General features: G+C 66.1%; 13 protein-coding genes. 6 read left to right on the forward strand and 7 right to left on the reverse strand.

Annotated features, from left to right (window positions below):
* The 4 genes from ACVW1C_RS06745 to ACVW1C_RS06760 all read right to left on the reverse strand — a co-directional run bounded on the left by ACVW1C_RS06745 (position 1) and on the right by ACVW1C_RS06760 (position 4,060).
* Positions 1-495, reverse strand: a complete 495-nt coding sequence (locus ACVW1C_RS06745) for a TIGR03809 family protein (protein WP_456757733.1) — start codon at positions 493-495, stop codon at positions 1-3.
* A 542-nt stretch (positions 496-1,037) separates the two neighbouring features.
* A complete protein-coding gene (locus ACVW1C_RS06750; RefSeq protein WP_456757734.1) occupies positions 1,038-2,702 on the reverse strand; it encodes a S8 family serine peptidase in 1,665 nt (554 codons plus the stop codon).
* A gap of 42 nt (positions 2,703-2,744) precedes the next feature.
* Entirely contained in the window at positions 2,745-3,491 is a 747-nt protein-coding gene (locus ACVW1C_RS06755; RefSeq protein WP_456763008.1) for a hypothetical protein, read from the reverse strand.
* Positions 3,491-4,060 carry a sigma-70 family RNA polymerase sigma factor gene (locus ACVW1C_RS06760; protein WP_456757735.1) on the reverse strand — a complete coding sequence of 190 codons (570 nt, stop codon included), beginning with the start codon at positions 4,058-4,060 and terminating at the stop codon, positions 3,491-3,493. The genes ACVW1C_RS06755 and ACVW1C_RS06760 overlap by 1 nt, the downstream gene beginning before the upstream one ends.
* Before the next feature lie 414 nt (positions 4,061-4,474).
* On the opposite strand from ACVW1C_RS06760, the gene ACVW1C_RS06765 reads away from it, so the two are divergent.
* Both ACVW1C_RS06765 and ACVW1C_RS06770 read left to right on the forward strand, forming a co-directional pair.
* A complete protein-coding gene (locus ACVW1C_RS06765; RefSeq protein WP_456757736.1) occupies positions 4,475-5,623 on the forward strand; it encodes a GGDEF domain-containing protein in 1,149 nt (382 codons plus the stop codon).
* A gap of 61 nt (positions 5,624-5,684) precedes the next feature.
* Entirely contained in the window at positions 5,685-6,791 is a 1,107-nt protein-coding gene (locus ACVW1C_RS06770) for a DUF2336 domain-containing protein (RefSeq protein WP_456757737.1), read from the forward strand.
* Here the strand turns inward: ACVW1C_RS06770 and ACVW1C_RS06775 are convergent.
* Both ACVW1C_RS06775 and ACVW1C_RS06780 read right to left on the reverse strand, forming a co-directional pair.
* Positions 6,788-7,426, reverse strand: a complete 639-nt coding sequence (locus tag ACVW1C_RS06775) for an NrsF family protein (protein ID WP_456757738.1) — start codon at positions 7,424-7,426, stop codon at positions 6,788-6,790. The two genes, ACVW1C_RS06770 and ACVW1C_RS06775, sit on opposite strands and share 4 nt — an antisense overlap.
* Before the next feature lie 2 nt (positions 7,427-7,428).
* Positions 7,429-7,974, reverse strand: coding sequence for a sigma-70 family RNA polymerase sigma factor (locus tag ACVW1C_RS06780; RefSeq protein ID WP_212311080.1), 546 nt, complete (start codon positions 7,972-7,974; stop codon positions 7,429-7,431).
* A 327-nt stretch (positions 7,975-8,301) separates the two neighbouring features.
* Here ACVW1C_RS06780 and ACVW1C_RS06785 point away from each other — a divergent pair, with 327 nt between their 5' ends.
* On the forward strand, positions 8,302-8,967 hold the full coding sequence (locus ACVW1C_RS06785; RefSeq protein WP_456757739.1) for a hypothetical protein: 666 nt from the start codon (positions 8,302-8,304) through the stop codon (positions 8,965-8,967).
* Positions 8,968-9,092: 125 nt separating this feature from the next.
* Positions 9,093-9,872 carry an enoyl-CoA hydratase gene (locus tag ACVW1C_RS06790; RefSeq protein ID WP_456757740.1) on the forward strand — a complete coding sequence of 260 codons (780 nt, stop codon included), beginning with the start codon at positions 9,093-9,095 and terminating at the stop codon, positions 9,870-9,872.
* Here ACVW1C_RS06790 and ACVW1C_RS06795 read toward each other — a convergent pair.
* Positions 9,869-11,731: an acetyl-CoA hydrolase/transferase C-terminal domain-containing protein gene (locus tag ACVW1C_RS06795; protein ID WP_456757741.1), complete on the reverse strand. Its 1,863-nt coding sequence runs from the start codon at positions 11,729-11,731 to the stop codon at positions 9,869-9,871. The genes ACVW1C_RS06790 and ACVW1C_RS06795 overlap by 4 nt on opposite strands.
* 315 nt (positions 11,732-12,046) lie before the next feature.
* Between ACVW1C_RS06795 and ACVW1C_RS06800 the strand changes: the two genes are divergently transcribed.
* On the forward strand, positions 12,047-13,393 hold the full coding sequence (locus ACVW1C_RS06800; protein ID WP_456763009.1) for a TolC family outer membrane protein: 1,347 nt from the start codon (positions 12,047-12,049) through the stop codon (positions 13,391-13,393).
* A gap of 138 nt (positions 13,394-13,531) precedes the next feature.
* Complete coding sequence (locus tag ACVW1C_RS06805; RefSeq protein ID WP_456757742.1) at positions 13,532-14,500, forward strand: amidohydrolase family protein; 969 nt, start codon at positions 13,532-13,534, stop codon at positions 14,498-14,500.
* The last annotated feature ends 33 nt before the right edge of the window (positions 14,501-14,533 follow it).

A 14,533-nucleotide genomic window follows, 5' to 3' on the forward strand; every position in this document is an offset into this window, starting at 1 on the left:
CTACAGCGCGTTGCGCAGCAGCGGATAGCGCCGCTGGATGGTGTCGAGATCGAGCACCGGCGGCGGCATGACCGGAGGGGGCATCTCCAGCGCCGGTGCGTCGGCCGCAACGGGCGGCTGCTCGAGGACCTCGGCCGCCGTTTCCATCGCGGCCGCGACTGCGGTCATCGCGGCCTCCGCCAGTGTCGCCGTCTCCGAGCGGCGCTGCGACACCGGCGAGAGATCGGGCGGCGGCAGCTTCGACTTGCCGCGTCCGAGCCAGGACAGATCGATCGGCGAATTGTCGAGCGAGGCTTCGCGGGTCAGCAACTCCCGCCAGATGTCGACCGCGGCCCGTGCTTCCCTGATGTTTTCGAGAAAGGCCTGCTCGCTGTGATAGCGGCGCCAGCGTCCGGTTTCGAACAGCTCGTTGAGGTGCTCCAGCCTTTGCTCGGCAAGGTTGCACCAGCGTGCAACGATCTCCTGGCCTCTGGCCACGTCGGTCCGATGTGTCATTCAACTTGCCCGCAGGGAAAGAAACGGACGCAGACGCAACGGAACCGAATCAACTGGACGCGACACTGATATTCTGTGGAAAAGGTAAATAAAGTCTAACCAAATTCTTAATCGCGGACGGGCGATAAATGAAGTCCGCTCAACTACGGAGTTTGTTGCCCGAACCATCGTCAAGTCATCGACTTGCGTGGTGGTGATGCGCGTCGCTGCCGATCGCTGCGCAGCCGAACGATCCACAGCAAACAGCCGCGGCTGTCGCGCGCATCCCGTCGCAATCATGCAGCGCGACCGCGTCCGTCCAGTGCGTCATGCAAGGATGCCCCCAAAATGAAAGACCCGTCCGGGGGGACAACCGGACGGGTCAAAGCCATATGGGCGCTTGGGGTGGATGGGCGCTCGCGCCTGATATAGCCGGGGAGGGATAAACCGCTCCCACACACATAAGTCGTGAGAGAGCGGCGGACGTTCAAATCGCCCGCGATTTTTTTAACCTTCTCGACGCCCGGTTCCATCGCACCGCTGCAGGCGCCCGGCGCCGGAAATCACTGCGCGGCGCGGTGATTTGCCGCGGAATCGTCCGATGCGATCGACGGCGCCGCTTCATTCAACGCGCGGCTCACGGAAGTGTTATTGCCGTCCGCTGCCGTCGCGGGCTGCGACTGTTTGTCCACGGTGACCGCGACGGGCGCGCTGGTCGCCGCCATCACCGCGGCAAGCGCATCCGCCTCCCCGGCCCCGAACAGCTCGTCACGTCCAGGTGTCCCGAGATTGCGGGCCGTGGTGGTCAGGATCTTCCGCACCTCCGCGGGCTTCAATGCCGGACTGCGCTCCAGCACCAGCGCCGCGATGCCGCTGACGAACGCGGCCGAAAAGGAGGTGCCTGACATCAGCTGGTACTTGCCGTCCGGCACCGGCACCAGGAGATCGGCGCCCGGCGCCGCCAACGCGATGTAGCTGCCGCGGTTCGAGGCCGCCATCAGCCGCTCGCCGGCATCGATGCCGCCGACCGCGATCACATCGGGGTTGGCGGCCGGATACAGCGGCGGCGATTTCGGGCCGGCATTGCCGGCCGCCGCAACCAGCACGACGTCCCGCGCCGCGGCGGCGGCCACGGCGCGCGCGACAAGTGCGTCCTTAGGTCCGGCAAAGCTCATGTTCACGATCTGCGCGCCGTGCGCCACCGCGTAATCGAGGCTCCTGAGGATCACATAGGAGGTGCTCTCGGCGCCGCCGGCGGCCGCACCGAAGGCGCGGATCGCCAGGATGCGTACTTCCGGCGCACTCCCCGTCAGCCGGACGCGCGCTGCGATCATACCGGCGACGGCGGTGCCGTGGGCATGCGGGCCATCCTTACTGCCGAGCGCATCGAACGTGTCCGCGACCGTGTTGGCCAGTTCCGGATGGGCGACATCAACGCCGGAGTCGATGACGGCGATGGTGACGTTCATCCCGCGCGCCAGCCTGTGCGCCTCGGGCAGATGCAGCTGGGTCTGGGCATATTGCGCCGGATCACTGCCGCCCACTGGCGGCTTCTGGTCCTGCAGCGCGTAACGGTAGTTCGGCTGCACGGAGCGGACGCTGCTGTCGCCTGCGAGGTCGCGGGCCACCGCGTCGGCGGAGCGATGGCCGGCCGTGCGGAACAGGCCGATCGCAGCGCCGAGCAGCGGGACGTTCTGCGAGGCGATCCGGCTCAGGCCATGGCGACGCGCCAGCGCGTCGGTCTGGGTCTCGGTCAATGCGCCGTCGATCTCCGCCACGAACTCGTTCGGCACGGTTCGCGTGGCCGCCACGTCCTGCGCGCGGCTGCTGCCGCCACCGCCGGCCCTGCCCTTCCGCGCTGCGCCCTTGCCGCCACCGTTCACGGAGACCGGCCGGCCGGCGCATCGGCGCGTGCCGTCATCGCAATCGGCAGAGAAACGGGGGGCGTCACGCATATGGGGCGGCGGCATGCCCGATCGCGGTCCATCGCCGGTCCATGACGTCGCCGGGCCGTGGAGCGGCGCGCGGCCGGCCGTGCGATCCAGCCCGCCGCCAGCCCTGCCGATGCCGGGATTGACCCGCGGCCCGATGGAGAGCTGCGGCCTGCCGCCGATCGGTGACCGCATGAAATTCTGGGCGTAGGCCGAGCCGGCAACAGAGACCAGCAACAACACGGCGGCCGCAATGGCCGCTCGGTTCGTCGATCTGGTCCGGCCGTTGGCGGTCATGGTGACCTCAACTCGGCGCAGACCGTCAGCTACCGGTTATGGCTACGGCGTCTCGACCGCGAGGCTGACGATCTTCTCTTTCTGCAAACGGGCAATCAGCGATGCGACGCCATCCTTGTCCATCGCGCGGAACTGCAATCGGAACATGCCGCCCTTCCCGTCGACGATCACGCCCTGGTAATTGTCGAGCAGCGATGTGATGTCGGCGATCCTGGCATCCGGCGTGAAGCGCACCAACAGCCGCGTCGGCGCCGCCGCCACGCTGGCACCGAGGTCGCGGGTGATCGGCGCACTGGCTGCGACGGCCGTGCTCGGTGCGCTGGGGGCACTGCGTTGTTCGGCGGCATCAAGCGAGGCGGTCTGGAACGAGGCCGGTTCGCTGCGCATCAGTACCGCACCGATCACGCCGGCCTGCAGCAACACCACGAGCGCACCGAGGCTGGACGACCAGGCCAGCGTCCGCGGCGACAGTTTCGAAAAGAACTCCGAGACCGAGGCCGACATGCGCGCGCCCGCCGACGGCTTGCGCTCCGGCTCGGCATCGATCGCGGCAAACAGCTTCTGCATGGCACGCGCCGAGGGCGCACCGAGGCTCTCGTTGAGGCCGATGGTCTCGGCATATTCCTCGCGGATCACGGCATACTGCCTGGCGAGCTCCGGATCGGAAGCGAGTGCGCCCTCGACGCGGCGCGCGTCACGCGCGTTCAGCGTGCCGGCCGCGTGCCAGGGCAGCAGCATCTCGACATCGTCAGGATCTTGACCCTGCACCTTCTTGTTGCTCGCAGCCATCATGGCCAACCTCGCTCGACACCGGCTGCCTTCAGCAACTCGGCAAGTTTCTTGCGCGCATAGAACAGGCGCGTCTTCACGGTGTTCTCCGGAATCCCGACGATCTCTGCGACGTCTTCCACGGATTTCTCGTGATAGTAGACAAGATCGACAATTTCCCGGTGTTCCGCCGATAGTCCCGTCAGGCACTTACGCAGCGTGTCACCCGTGTCCTTCTTCTGCACCAACGTTTCCGGATCGTCGGACGTGTCCTCGATCGCGTTCGCGGCCTCATCGTCCAGTTCGGCGTCTTTCCTTCGCCGCAGCGAAGACAACGCCTTGAACCGGGTAATCGCCAGAAGCCAGGTTGAAACGGCGGACCGTCCCTCGAATTTGCCCGCCTGACGCCACACGTCCAGAAAGACCTCGCTAATGAGGTCCTCCGCCACCTGTTCGTCCCGCACGAGCCGAAGCCCGAAGCGGTACACCCTGACATGATGCCGTCCGTACAGCACCTGCATGGCGAGCCGGTCGCCTTGAGCGATCCGAGCGATCAGAACCTCGTCTGAAGCCGCCTGTGCCGCACTCAATGGCCGTCTCGCAAAGTTGGTCTGAGGGGGGTGGTGCGTGGTTCGACGCGCGAGGCAAGATTCTTCACAATACGGCAATGTCCTGCCTGCATGTGTGATCTATGACACAGTCGACGATCCCGGTGAGGAAAAATCGCCGGAGACTCGATAAGCGGTACCATAATAGTGACTCTCGCGGACTCGCACCATCCGGCGCGACCATACCAAGGCTTTGCCGGCAAGCCAGCGCTGTCGCGAAGCGAGCGCTGCCGCAAGCCCCCGCCCCGATCGCTCCCGACCCGCCTCCGCGAACGGATTCCCCTTACGAAACAAGGGTGATGACCGGATTTCACAGAGCAGATTCGGTTCCAAAAGATACCAAACCTAAAGGCTTTCCCACTTAGATTTTCGCCGAATTTCAGCAATGGCGAGACCATGGGCAGCGCTGCGTCGTCACTTCCCAGCCCGATCGCGGGTACATCGGAAAGCGGCCGTCCCAGGCTGACGCGCGAGCGCCTGACGCGCCGGGCCAGGCAGCGCCGCCAGATCCAGTCGATGATCGCCGCCTGCTTCGTGCTCGATGCCGTCGTGCTGCTGATCTACGCGCATGCCGGCACCACGACGGTGCTCGTGGCGGCGGGCTATGCCCTGACCGGCCTCTCCCTCGTCGTCATCTATGTGCTGCTTTCGGAGCGCGGCTTTCACGAGCGCTTCCGCGACCATTACCTGGTCGCGCCGCAATCGGCCGTCAACATGGTGAACCTGCTCGTGTTCACCTACATCGCGCCGGAAGTCGGCGTGCTGTTCCTCTGCAACCTGTTCGTGGTGTTCGGCTTCGGTGCGCTGCGTACCTCGGCACGGCAGACCGCGATTGTCTGGACCATCATGGTGCTGGGCCTCGCCGCGCTGTTCCTCGGCACCGACAAGGCGATCGGGATGCCGACCGGCACCAGGATCGACCGCCTCGCCACCATGCTTGTGTTCGCGCTGACGATCGGGCGCTGCATGTATCTCGGCATCTTCTCGAGCTCGATGCAGCAATCGCTGTATCAGAGCGGCGTGAAGCTGAAGGAGGCCTACCGGCGCATCGAGGAGCTCGCCGAACTCGACGAGTTGACCGGCACCTCCAACCGCCGCAGCATCATGCGCACGCTCGAGGAGGAGATCGCTCGCTGCGCCCGCAATGGCAGCTCCTGCGCGGTAGCGCTGATCGACCTCGACCATTTCAAGCGCATCAACGACGTCTACGGCCATCCGATCGGCGACGAAGCGCTGCGCACCTTCGCCATCGGCATGTTCGCCAATCTTCGCAGCATCGATCGCTTCGGCCGTTACGGCGGCGAGGAATTCCTGCTGGTGCTGCCCGACCTGTCGCAGGACCAGGCGATGCGCGCGCTCGAGCGGCTGCGCGCGATCATCGCCGGTCTCGACTGGAGCGCATTCTCGCCCGGCATGCAGGTGACGATCTCCGCAGGCGTCACGACGCTCAAGCCGCACGAAAACTCCGACACATTACTCGCCCGCGCCGATGGCGCGCTTTACGCAGCCAAGGCGAGGGGACGCAACCGCATCGCCAGTGCCTGACATCCTTTCATTACCCTATTCGGCGCCGGAGAATCCGTCGCCACCGCTCCAGGACAGAGTCATGAGTTCGAAGCCCGAGACCGCCCCCGAAAGTCTGCTCGACGAGCTGCAGACGACGCTCGCGCACGGCACCGTCGCACGCCGTGTCGAGACGCTGCGCCGCGTGACCGACCTCTTCATCAACGGCTCGGTCAACTATTCGGACCAGCAGATCGTGCTGTTCGACGACGTTTTCCAATGCCTGCTCGAGCACATCGAAAACTCGGCCAAGGCGCTGCTCGCCAACCGCCTCGCCCCGATCGACACCGGGCCGCCGCAGACCATCCGTACCCTTGCATTCGACGACCTGATCGAGGTCGCAGGCCCCGTGCTGACATTGTCGCCGCGGCTCGACGACGACACCCTGATCGAGACCGCGCGCAGCAAGAGCCAGGCGCATCTGCTCGCGATCTCCAACCGCAAGACGCTGAGCGGCGCCGTCACCGACGTGCTGGTGCTGCGCGGCAACGACGAGGTCATCCAGAGCGCGGTCAACAATCCCGGCGCGGAATTCACCGAGCGCGGCTTCACCCGGCTGGTCAGCCGCGCCGAGGGCGACGACAATCTGTCGACCTGCGTCGGGCTGCGCCCGAACATCCCGCGGCATCTCTATCTCAAGCTGGTCGCCAAGGCCTCGGACACGGTCAGGCAACGGCTCGAGGCTGCCAATCCGCAGCAGGCCAAGGAGATTCCGATCGCGGTGAAGGAAGCGACGCGACGCGCACGCTCGGCGCCCGCCGCCGTGACGCCGGACACAACGATCGCGCATGCGCTGGTCAAGTCGCTCTACCAGGATGGCCGGCTCGACGAATTCCAGCTCGCAGCCTTCGCCGAGGCCGGCAAGTTCGACGAGACCAATGCCTCGCTTGCCGCGCTCGCCAATGTCTCGGTCAGCATCGCCGAGAACATGATGATCGAAACCCGCGCCGAGGGCGTGATGATCCTGGCCAAGGTCTCGGGCCTGTCATGGTCGACGGTGCGGTCGATCATCAATCTGCGCGACGACATCTCGGGCGGTGAGCCGACCGATTTGCAGGCCTGCAAGGACACCTATGAGCGGCTGCGGCCGTCGACCGCGCAGCAGGTGCTCCGCTTCCATCGCATGCAGCAGTCCGCGCCCGCGGCCTAGTATCGCAACGCCCGCTTCCCCATCAGCGCGCCGACGCTTGCGACGATCGCGGTCGCCAAGGTGTACCAGGTGGCAACGAACAGCGGCGAGTCATCGGTGCAATGCGACGCGTAGACGGTGGCCGCGAGGCCTGCCGAGAGCAGGCCCGCCACCGCGCCGGCGACCGCGGGCCGCGCCGGCGCGCCCTGCCGCAGCCCGTACAGCGCACCGACCAAGAGCGGCAGCGACATCGCGGGGATCGCGGTCATGCACGCCATCGAGTTCTTGCCGATCAGCCGCGTCATCATCGGCGTACGCTGCGGCATCATCATCTCGCCGCTGATCGCGGCAACGAGGATGCCGGCGGGAATCAGCAGCCACCAGCCGAAGCCGCGCAGCGAGGCTTCCGGCCGCGTCAGATGCAGGCTGACCGCGATCGCCGAGGCGGCGAGCGCCAGCGTCACCGCGAATTTCAGGTCGAAGAACGGATTATGCATCGCGGTCATCACGTCGGGCCGCACGCCAAGCTCGGCGAAGAAGATCAGCAGCGAGACCGGCGCCGCCGCCAGCAGCGCCATCATCAGCGCAAGACCGATCGGACGAGACCGATAGGCATTGTCGGCGGTCAGGGTTCGAATGAGTTGATCCGTGTCCATGCTCATCGGTCCCGTAATTTTGCGGTCAGGCTCGCAAGCCCACGATGCAGTGCGACCCGCACCGCGCCCTCGGTCATCGCGAACTTCGCGGCGGTGTCCTTGATCGAGGTGCTGTCGACCGCGATCGATTGCAGCACGTCGCGCTGCCGCGCCGGCAACGCCTGCAACTGGGCGGTTACCTCGCCGGGCGAGGCCGTCGGCTCCGGTGTTTCCCCCGGCAGCGTCTCGGCGAAGTCATCGATATTGACGAAGATGCGCCTGCCGCGGCGGCGCAGGGCGTCGATCAGCTTGTTGCGCGCGATCGCGAACAGCCACGGCGCGAACGGTGCGCTCGTGTCCCAGGTCTGCCGCTTCAAATGCACCGCCAACAAGATGTCCTGCACGATGTCCTCGGACTGATCGACCGGTTGTCCCGCACGCGCCAAGCCACGCCGCGCCGCGGCACGGAGTACCGGCGTGATGGCCTTGAGCAGGCGATGATACGCCGCGTCATCGCCTGAAATGGCCGACCGCATCAGGTCGGTCCATTCATCCTCACGTTCGCGCACGCAGGCTCCTGAATTGCAATTCGGCCGATCTTTCAGTTTGTTACGTGGCACGCCAAAGGCATCACGAATTCGTGATAGTTATCCTCAGGCAACGCCGCGCCGAGAATCAGCCTCAAAGAATCGCTCCGGCGGGTTTGCAGACGGAAGGGCTCATAACACCGATCGGTCCGACACGCATCGGTGGAGCTGCTGCCCGACGCCCCACCGGGACGAAATTGCCCAGCTTTTGCCCTCTGATGCCCGAAGATTCCCTTTTTTTGCCCCGGTGTAGACACGCAGCGGGGTCTCATTTCGCGTTCGGGACGGGCGAAATGGGGAGATCATCAAATGAAGATCAAAGCCAGCGGACGCTTGGCCTTGATGGTTGCGACAGGCCTGACAGGGTTCTTTGTGTGTTTCGCCGGAGCATTGCCGGCGCATGCGGCCGGTTCGGATCCCGCCGCGGCGAAATCCGACAATGCTTCGACCGACAAGTCCGCGCAGCAGAGTTCGCGGCATGGCCGGCGCCATGCGCGCCACCAGTCTTCCAAGACGACTGACAAGACGGCCGACAAATCCGAGAGCAAGAAGGCCGGCAGCGTGACGTCGGCGGGCATGCCCGCCACGGTCGCCAATGCCAATGCGGAGCTGACGTCCGGCAATGCCAGCACCGCGGCCGCCAACGTCAATCCGGTGATGGCCGCCTCCGACAAGCCCGGCGACGCCCAACCCGACGGCAGCGTGGTCGCATCCGACCAGCTCAACGACCTCGACCGGGCCCTGCAGCAGGAGCAGCCGGCGGAACAACCGCAACCGGCTCCACCGCAGACCGCCCAGCAGGAGGCGCCCCCGACGCAGCCGCCGCCTGTCGCCGTAGCGGCACCCAAGCCGGCTCCGGTTCTGGCGAGCAGCGACAGCGCGAGCTTGGACCAGACCTCGCTGATCGGGAAGATTTTCATCGGCTTCGGCGCCCTGCTCACGATGGCCTCCGCGGCGCGCATGTTCATGGCCTAGCCGCGGCGCTTGCGGCTTGCGGCGCGGGGTAGCGCCGCACCGCGGCCCAAAGCCCGCTTCAGCCACTTGAAGCGCATCCCGCCAGCGGGCACATTGCCCGGCAAATCAGGCACGGGGTTTGCGTCATGACTACGTTCGAATTCATCATCGTCGAAAGCAAGGGACCGGTCGGCGTCATCACGCTGAACCGGCCCAAAATGCTGAATGCGCTGTCGTTCGGCGTGTTCCGCGAGATCGCCGCGGCGGTGGACGATCTCGAGGCCGACGACAAGATCGGCTGCATCCTGATCACCGGCAGCGAGAAGGCCTTCGCAGCCGGCGCCGACATCAAGGAGATGCAGCCAAAGGGCTTCATCGACATGTTCAACAGCGACTTCACCGCCATCGGCGGCGATCGCGTTGCCCGTTGCCGCAAGCCGACCATTGCCGCGGTCGCGGGCTATGCGCTCGGCGGCGGCTGCGAGCTCGCGATGATGTGCGACATCATCATCGCCGCCGACACCGCCAAGTTCGGCCAGCCGGAAATCACCCTCGGCACCATCCCGGGCATCGGCGGCACGCAGCGCCTGACCCGCGCGATCGGCAAGTCGAAAGCGATGGATCTCTGCCTCACCGGACGCATGATGGATGCGGCGGAAGCCGAGCGCTCGGGCCTCGTGTCGCGGATCGTTCCAGCCGACAAGCTGCTGGAAGAGGCGCTTGCCGCAGCCGAGAAGATCGCCTCGATGTCGCGTCCGGCCGCCGCGATGGCCAAGGAGGCTATCAACCGCGCGTTCGAGACGCCGCTTTCGGAAGGCATGAATGTCGAGCGCAATCTGTTCCACGCGACCTTCGCGCTCGAGGATCGCTCCGAGGGCATGGCGGCCTTCATCGAGAAGCGCAAGCCGGTCAACAAGAACCGTTAATCCACGCGGCTTCGCTGCAATGCCGCAGTGACGAGCGCGCGATAGGCGCGCTCGGCGAAATGCGTCGGCTTGTCGAGAGCGAGCCGCGCCAGGCATTCGCGGTCGGCAGGGTCAGGCGGATGCCGCATCCCCTGCCACAGCAGGCCGGCGAGTTGCAGCGGGGTCTGCTGCGCCTGCTGCAATATCTGCAGGGCCGGAATCAGCCGTTGCTCGACGTCGGTGAAATCGCTGCCGAACGGGAATGACGGCAGCAGACCTGCGTCACGTGCGGGCTTCAGCGCAGTGCTGATGCGCTCGGGATAATTTTCGCGGTGAGCGGCCGGGATTTCGTGATTGCGCGGCAGCTTGCCGGCATCCTTGGCTTGCCGCATCAACTCGCCCTGGAAGCGCGAGTCCGCCACCTGCAGCATCGCGGCGATCACGTCGGCATCGGACTTCCCCCTGACGTCGGCGATGCCGTATTCGGTGACGAAGACATCGCGCAGGTGCCGTGGAATGGTCTCATGACCGTAGGACCAGCGGATGTTCGACTGCGTCTGCCTGCCGGACTGATGGGTCGCCTCCAGCGCCAGCACCGAGCGCGCACCCTCGAGCGCGAATGCCTGCGCTACGAAATTGTACTGGCCGCCGACGCCGCTCACGACCTGGCCGTTCTCGAGCCCGTCGGAGATCGCAGCGCCCAGCAGCGTCGCCATCATCGCGCTGTTGACGAAGCGCGCATCGACGCGGGCGCGGCGCTTGCCGTCCTCATCGCCGAAGATCTCGTTGGTGAAGGACACCGGCATCATCTGGATTCGCGCCAGCTGCTCGGGCGTCATCTCGCGCAGCGCCCGATAGAAGGATTGCGGACCCAGAAAGAATGCGCCGTGCAGGATCACGCCACCAACGTCGCGCTTGAGAATGCCGGCGTCGATCAGCCCGAGAAACGCCTCGAACAGCATCTCGCTGACGCCATAGAGACCCTTTTCGAACGGCCCGGTCTCGGCCACCGCGAGTTGTGCGCTACCGGGCGCAAGCCGCTGCAAGATGCCGTGGAATTGGGCGTCGTCGCGGTGGCGGACCACGAGCCCCTGCGCTAGCGCGTCGCCGACCTGCCCGATCCCGATCTGCAGCGTGCCGCCGTCGCGGACCAGACCCGCGGCGTGCAATCCGATCGCATATTTGGTGTCGCTGATCGGCTCCGACGGCGGCGCGAACAGCGGGAAGTCGGTGTCGGGACCGTCGAGCACCGCGGCGAATTCATCCGCCGGCAGATCGCCGGGCCCCGGCATGAACGGCAGTTCGGAATTGACCTGGCCGATCAGCTTGAATGAGGCCCGCCCCTGCGCACGGGCGCGCAGCACGTCGAGCGTCGTGTCGGTGTTGCAGCTCAGGCTGTAGCGCGGCATGCCGTCGACCACGCGCTTGGCGACGAGCTGAGGCACGACATTCAGTCCGCGCGACAGCAGGTATGACGCCGCGTGGGTGTAGTTGGCGGAAATGTAGTGCTGCTGGGCGAATGGCTGATGCAACCATTGCCCTGCAAGAAAGAAGAACTCGATCACCTTGATGTTGGGCGGAAGCGCGCCGCGATGCAGCGCCTCCGCATAGGCGAGATCCGGATAACCGCCGAACAGGCGATCGATCACCGGACCGATGAAGCGCTGTTCGAGCAGGCTCTTCGGCTTCGGTTTTTCCAGCGTCAGCGCCGAGAACAGCGTCAGATTGATCGAGCGGTCGGCGACCGCCCGCGCGTACAGCGCGTTGACGATGTGGTTGGCCTTGCCAAGGGCAAGCGGCAGCCCCACCACAAGTTCGGTTCCGACGTCACGAATGATGTGCTCCGCGATCGCCTCGGGATCAGAGAAGAATTCAGGCATCTGCGATGAACCCGGGCAAGGCAGTGGATGACCGGCATCGCTGAATCGGCGGCCGGCGGCTCAAACTTATACTTCATATGACAGGTGCGTTCGCCTGTGACGAACCGGCAACAGACAACAACCGAAATGATGTGCAGATGTTGCGTGGCGGTTTGCCTGTGGCGGCGGCGCCCCGTAAACAGGTAAATGTGTCGACGGCATCGGCGAGAGCGGATTGCCGGGGTTTTGGTTTGCGGGATCACATGGTTGGGCGTGCCGCTGATATTGGCGACGTAGCGAGGCGCGTGCTTTTGTCGGGCATCGGCCCTTGGCGCGCTGGCCTGCGCGCTGCTGACGAATACCGCGGGCCGCGCCGAGAACCTGCCGGAAGCCATGGCCAAGGCGTATCAGACCAATCCCCAACTCAATGCCGAACGGGCGCGCCAGCGCGCGACCGACGAGAACGTGCCGCAGGCGCTGGCCGGTTACCGCCCCCAGATCACCGCCGGCCTCTCGCTCGGCCTGCAGGCCGTGCGCGACCAGTTGCCCGGCAACGTGATCCAGGGCGCGACGCTGAAGCCCTGGCAGATTGGGGTCACCGTGACCCAGACCCTGTTCAACGGCTTCAAGACCGCCAACAGCGTCCGCGTCGCCGAGTTGCAGGTGCAGTCCGGCCGCGAGGCCCTGCGCAATGTCGGCCAGGGCGTGCTGCTCGACGCCGTCACCGCCTATACCAACGTGCTGGCCAACCAGACCCTGGTCGAGGCGCAGCGCGCCAATGTCGCCTTCCTGAAGGAGACCCAGGCGATCACCCAGCGCCGCCTCAATGCCGGCGACGTCACGCCGACCGATACCGCGCAGGCCGAGGCCCGGCTCAACCGCGGCCTGTCCGATCTCAACGCCGCCGAGGTCAACTTCGCGATCAGCCAGGCGACCTATGCGCAGGTGGTCGGCAGCGCGCCGTCGCAATTGCGTCCGGCCGAGACCATCGACCGGCTGCTGCCGCGCAGCCGCGAGGATTCGATCGCGCTTGCGGTGCGCGAGCATCCGGCCGTGATGGCCGCAGGCTACGACGTCGACGTCGCCTCGACCTCGATCCGCGTCGCCGAGAGCAGCCTGATGCCGAACGTCACCCTGCAAGGCAGCGTCAGCCGCAGCCGCGACAGTGACCCCACGCTCGGCACATTCGGGACCGACCAGGCCTCGGTGATCGGCCAGGTCACGCAGCCGATCTATGATGGCGGCACCGCGGCCTCGCAGACCCGGCAGGCCAAGGAAGTGGCGGCGCAGAGCCGCCTCGTGCTGGACCAGGTCCGCAACCAGGCCAAGACCGCCGTGGTCAGCGCCTGGGTCGCCAATGAGGGCGCCAAGATCGCGGTGTCGGCCTCCGAGTCCGAGGTGAAGGCCGCGGAGGTTGCGCTCGCCGGCGTGCAGAAGGAAGCCGCCGGCGGCCAGCGCACCACGGTCGACGTGCTCAACGCCCAGCAGGATCTGATCACGGCGCGGGCCCGGCTGATCGGCGCGCAGCGCGACCGCGTGATCGCCTCCTACACGCTGCTCAGCGCGGTCGGACGCCTCGACGTCAAGACGCTCAATCTCAAGACGCCCGACTATCTGCCCGAGGTGCACTACCATCAGGTGCGCGACGCCTGGCATGGCCTGCGCACGCCGTCGGGACAATAGCCTTTGCGGAACCGTTCGTACCGCGAACCGGCCCTTTCCGCCCGCTCTCTCCGCCAATAACCTCCGCCCCCGCCGGCCATCAACAATGCCGGTGCGCGGAGTGCGCGCATAACAGCCGAGCACGCAGGGAGACGTCCAATGCTGACGCGACGCAGTATGATGCTGGCTTCCATCGCAGCGGGAGTGACCATGACCAGCAGCAACGCATTTTCCAAGGCATCGCAACCATCGACCCCGGTGAGTTTCGACGTGCCTGCCGGTGCCTGCGACTGCCACACCCACATCCATGGCGACCCCGCGAAGTTCCCGTTCTTCGCCGGCCGCGTCTACACGCCGGAGCCGGCCTCGCCGGAGGAGATGAGCGCGTTGCACAAGGCGCTGCATATCGAGCGCGTGGTGATCGTGACGCCGAGCGTCTATGGCCCCGACAATTCGTCGACGCTGTTCGGCATGGCGGCGCGCGGCCCCACGGCGCGCGGCGTCGCTGTGATCGACGACAAGACCAGCGAGGGCGATCTCGACGCCATGCAGAAGGCCGGCTTCCGCGGCATTCGCCTCAACCTCGCGACCGGCGGCGTCAACGATCCCAATGTCGGCCGGCAGCGCCTCTCGGCCGCGATCGAGCGGATGAAGGCCCGCGGCTGGCACGTGCAGCTGTTCACCAGCCTCGCCATGATCTCCGCGATCAAAGACCTGGTCGCGGCAGCGCCGGTGCCCGTGGTGTTCGACCATTTCGGCGGCGCCGAGGCCGCGCTCGGCACGGGCCAGCCGGGATTTGACGACCTGCTCGCGCTGGTCAAATCCGGCAAGGCGTATGTCAAGATTTCCGGCGCCTACCGCGCCTCCAGGCTCGCGCCCGACTATGCCGACGCCGCGCCGCTGGCGCGGGCGCTGATCGCGGCCAATGCCGAGCGCATCGTCTGGGGCACCGACTGGCCGCACCCGGATTCGGTGACGCCGCAAGGCAAGAAGGTCACCGACGTGACGCCGCTGTACCAGATCGACGACGGCCGCCTCCTCAACCAGCTTCCGATCTGGGCGCCGGACGCCGCCGTGCGCAAGACCATTCTGGTCGACAATCCGGCGCGGCTCTACGGCTTTACCTGATTGTCTTGTTTGAGCATGATCTCTTCGGAAAAC

It is taken from the genome of Bradyrhizobium sp. USDA 4011, from assembly GCF_054063415.1.

Coding starts and splice junctions, on each gene's coding strand:
- ACVW1C_RS06745 (WP_456757733.1), bottom strand. CDS start 495: ATGACACATCGGACCGACGTGGCCAGAGGCCAGGAGATCGTTGCACGC.
- ACVW1C_RS06750 (WP_456757734.1), bottom strand. CDS start 2,702: ATGACCGCCAACGGCCGGACCAGATCGACGAACCGAGCGGCCATTGCG.
- ACVW1C_RS06755 (WP_456763008.1), bottom strand. CDS start 3,491: ATGGCTGCGAGCAACAAGAAGGTGCAGGGTCAAGATCCTGACGATGTC.
- ACVW1C_RS06765 (WP_456757736.1), top strand. CDS start 4,475: ATGGGCAGCGCTGCGTCGTCACTTCCCAGCCCGATCGCGGGTACATCG.
- ACVW1C_RS06770 (WP_456757737.1), top strand. CDS start 5,685: ATGAGTTCGAAGCCCGAGACCGCCCCCGAAAGTCTGCTCGACGAGCTG.
- ACVW1C_RS06775 (WP_456757738.1), bottom strand. CDS start 7,426: ATGGACACGGATCAACTCATTCGAACCCTGACCGCCGACAATGCCTAT.
- ACVW1C_RS06785 (WP_456757739.1), top strand. CDS start 8,302: ATGAAGATCAAAGCCAGCGGACGCTTGGCCTTGATGGTTGCGACAGGC.
- ACVW1C_RS06790 (WP_456757740.1), top strand. CDS start 9,093: ATGACTACGTTCGAATTCATCATCGTCGAAAGCAAGGGACCGGTCGGC.
- ACVW1C_RS06795 (WP_456757741.1), bottom strand. CDS start 11,731: ATGCCTGAATTCTTCTCTGATCCCGAGGCGATCGCGGAGCACATCATT.
- ACVW1C_RS06805 (WP_456757742.1), top strand. CDS start 13,532: ATGCTGACGCGACGCAGTATGATGCTGGCTTCCATCGCAGCGGGAGTG.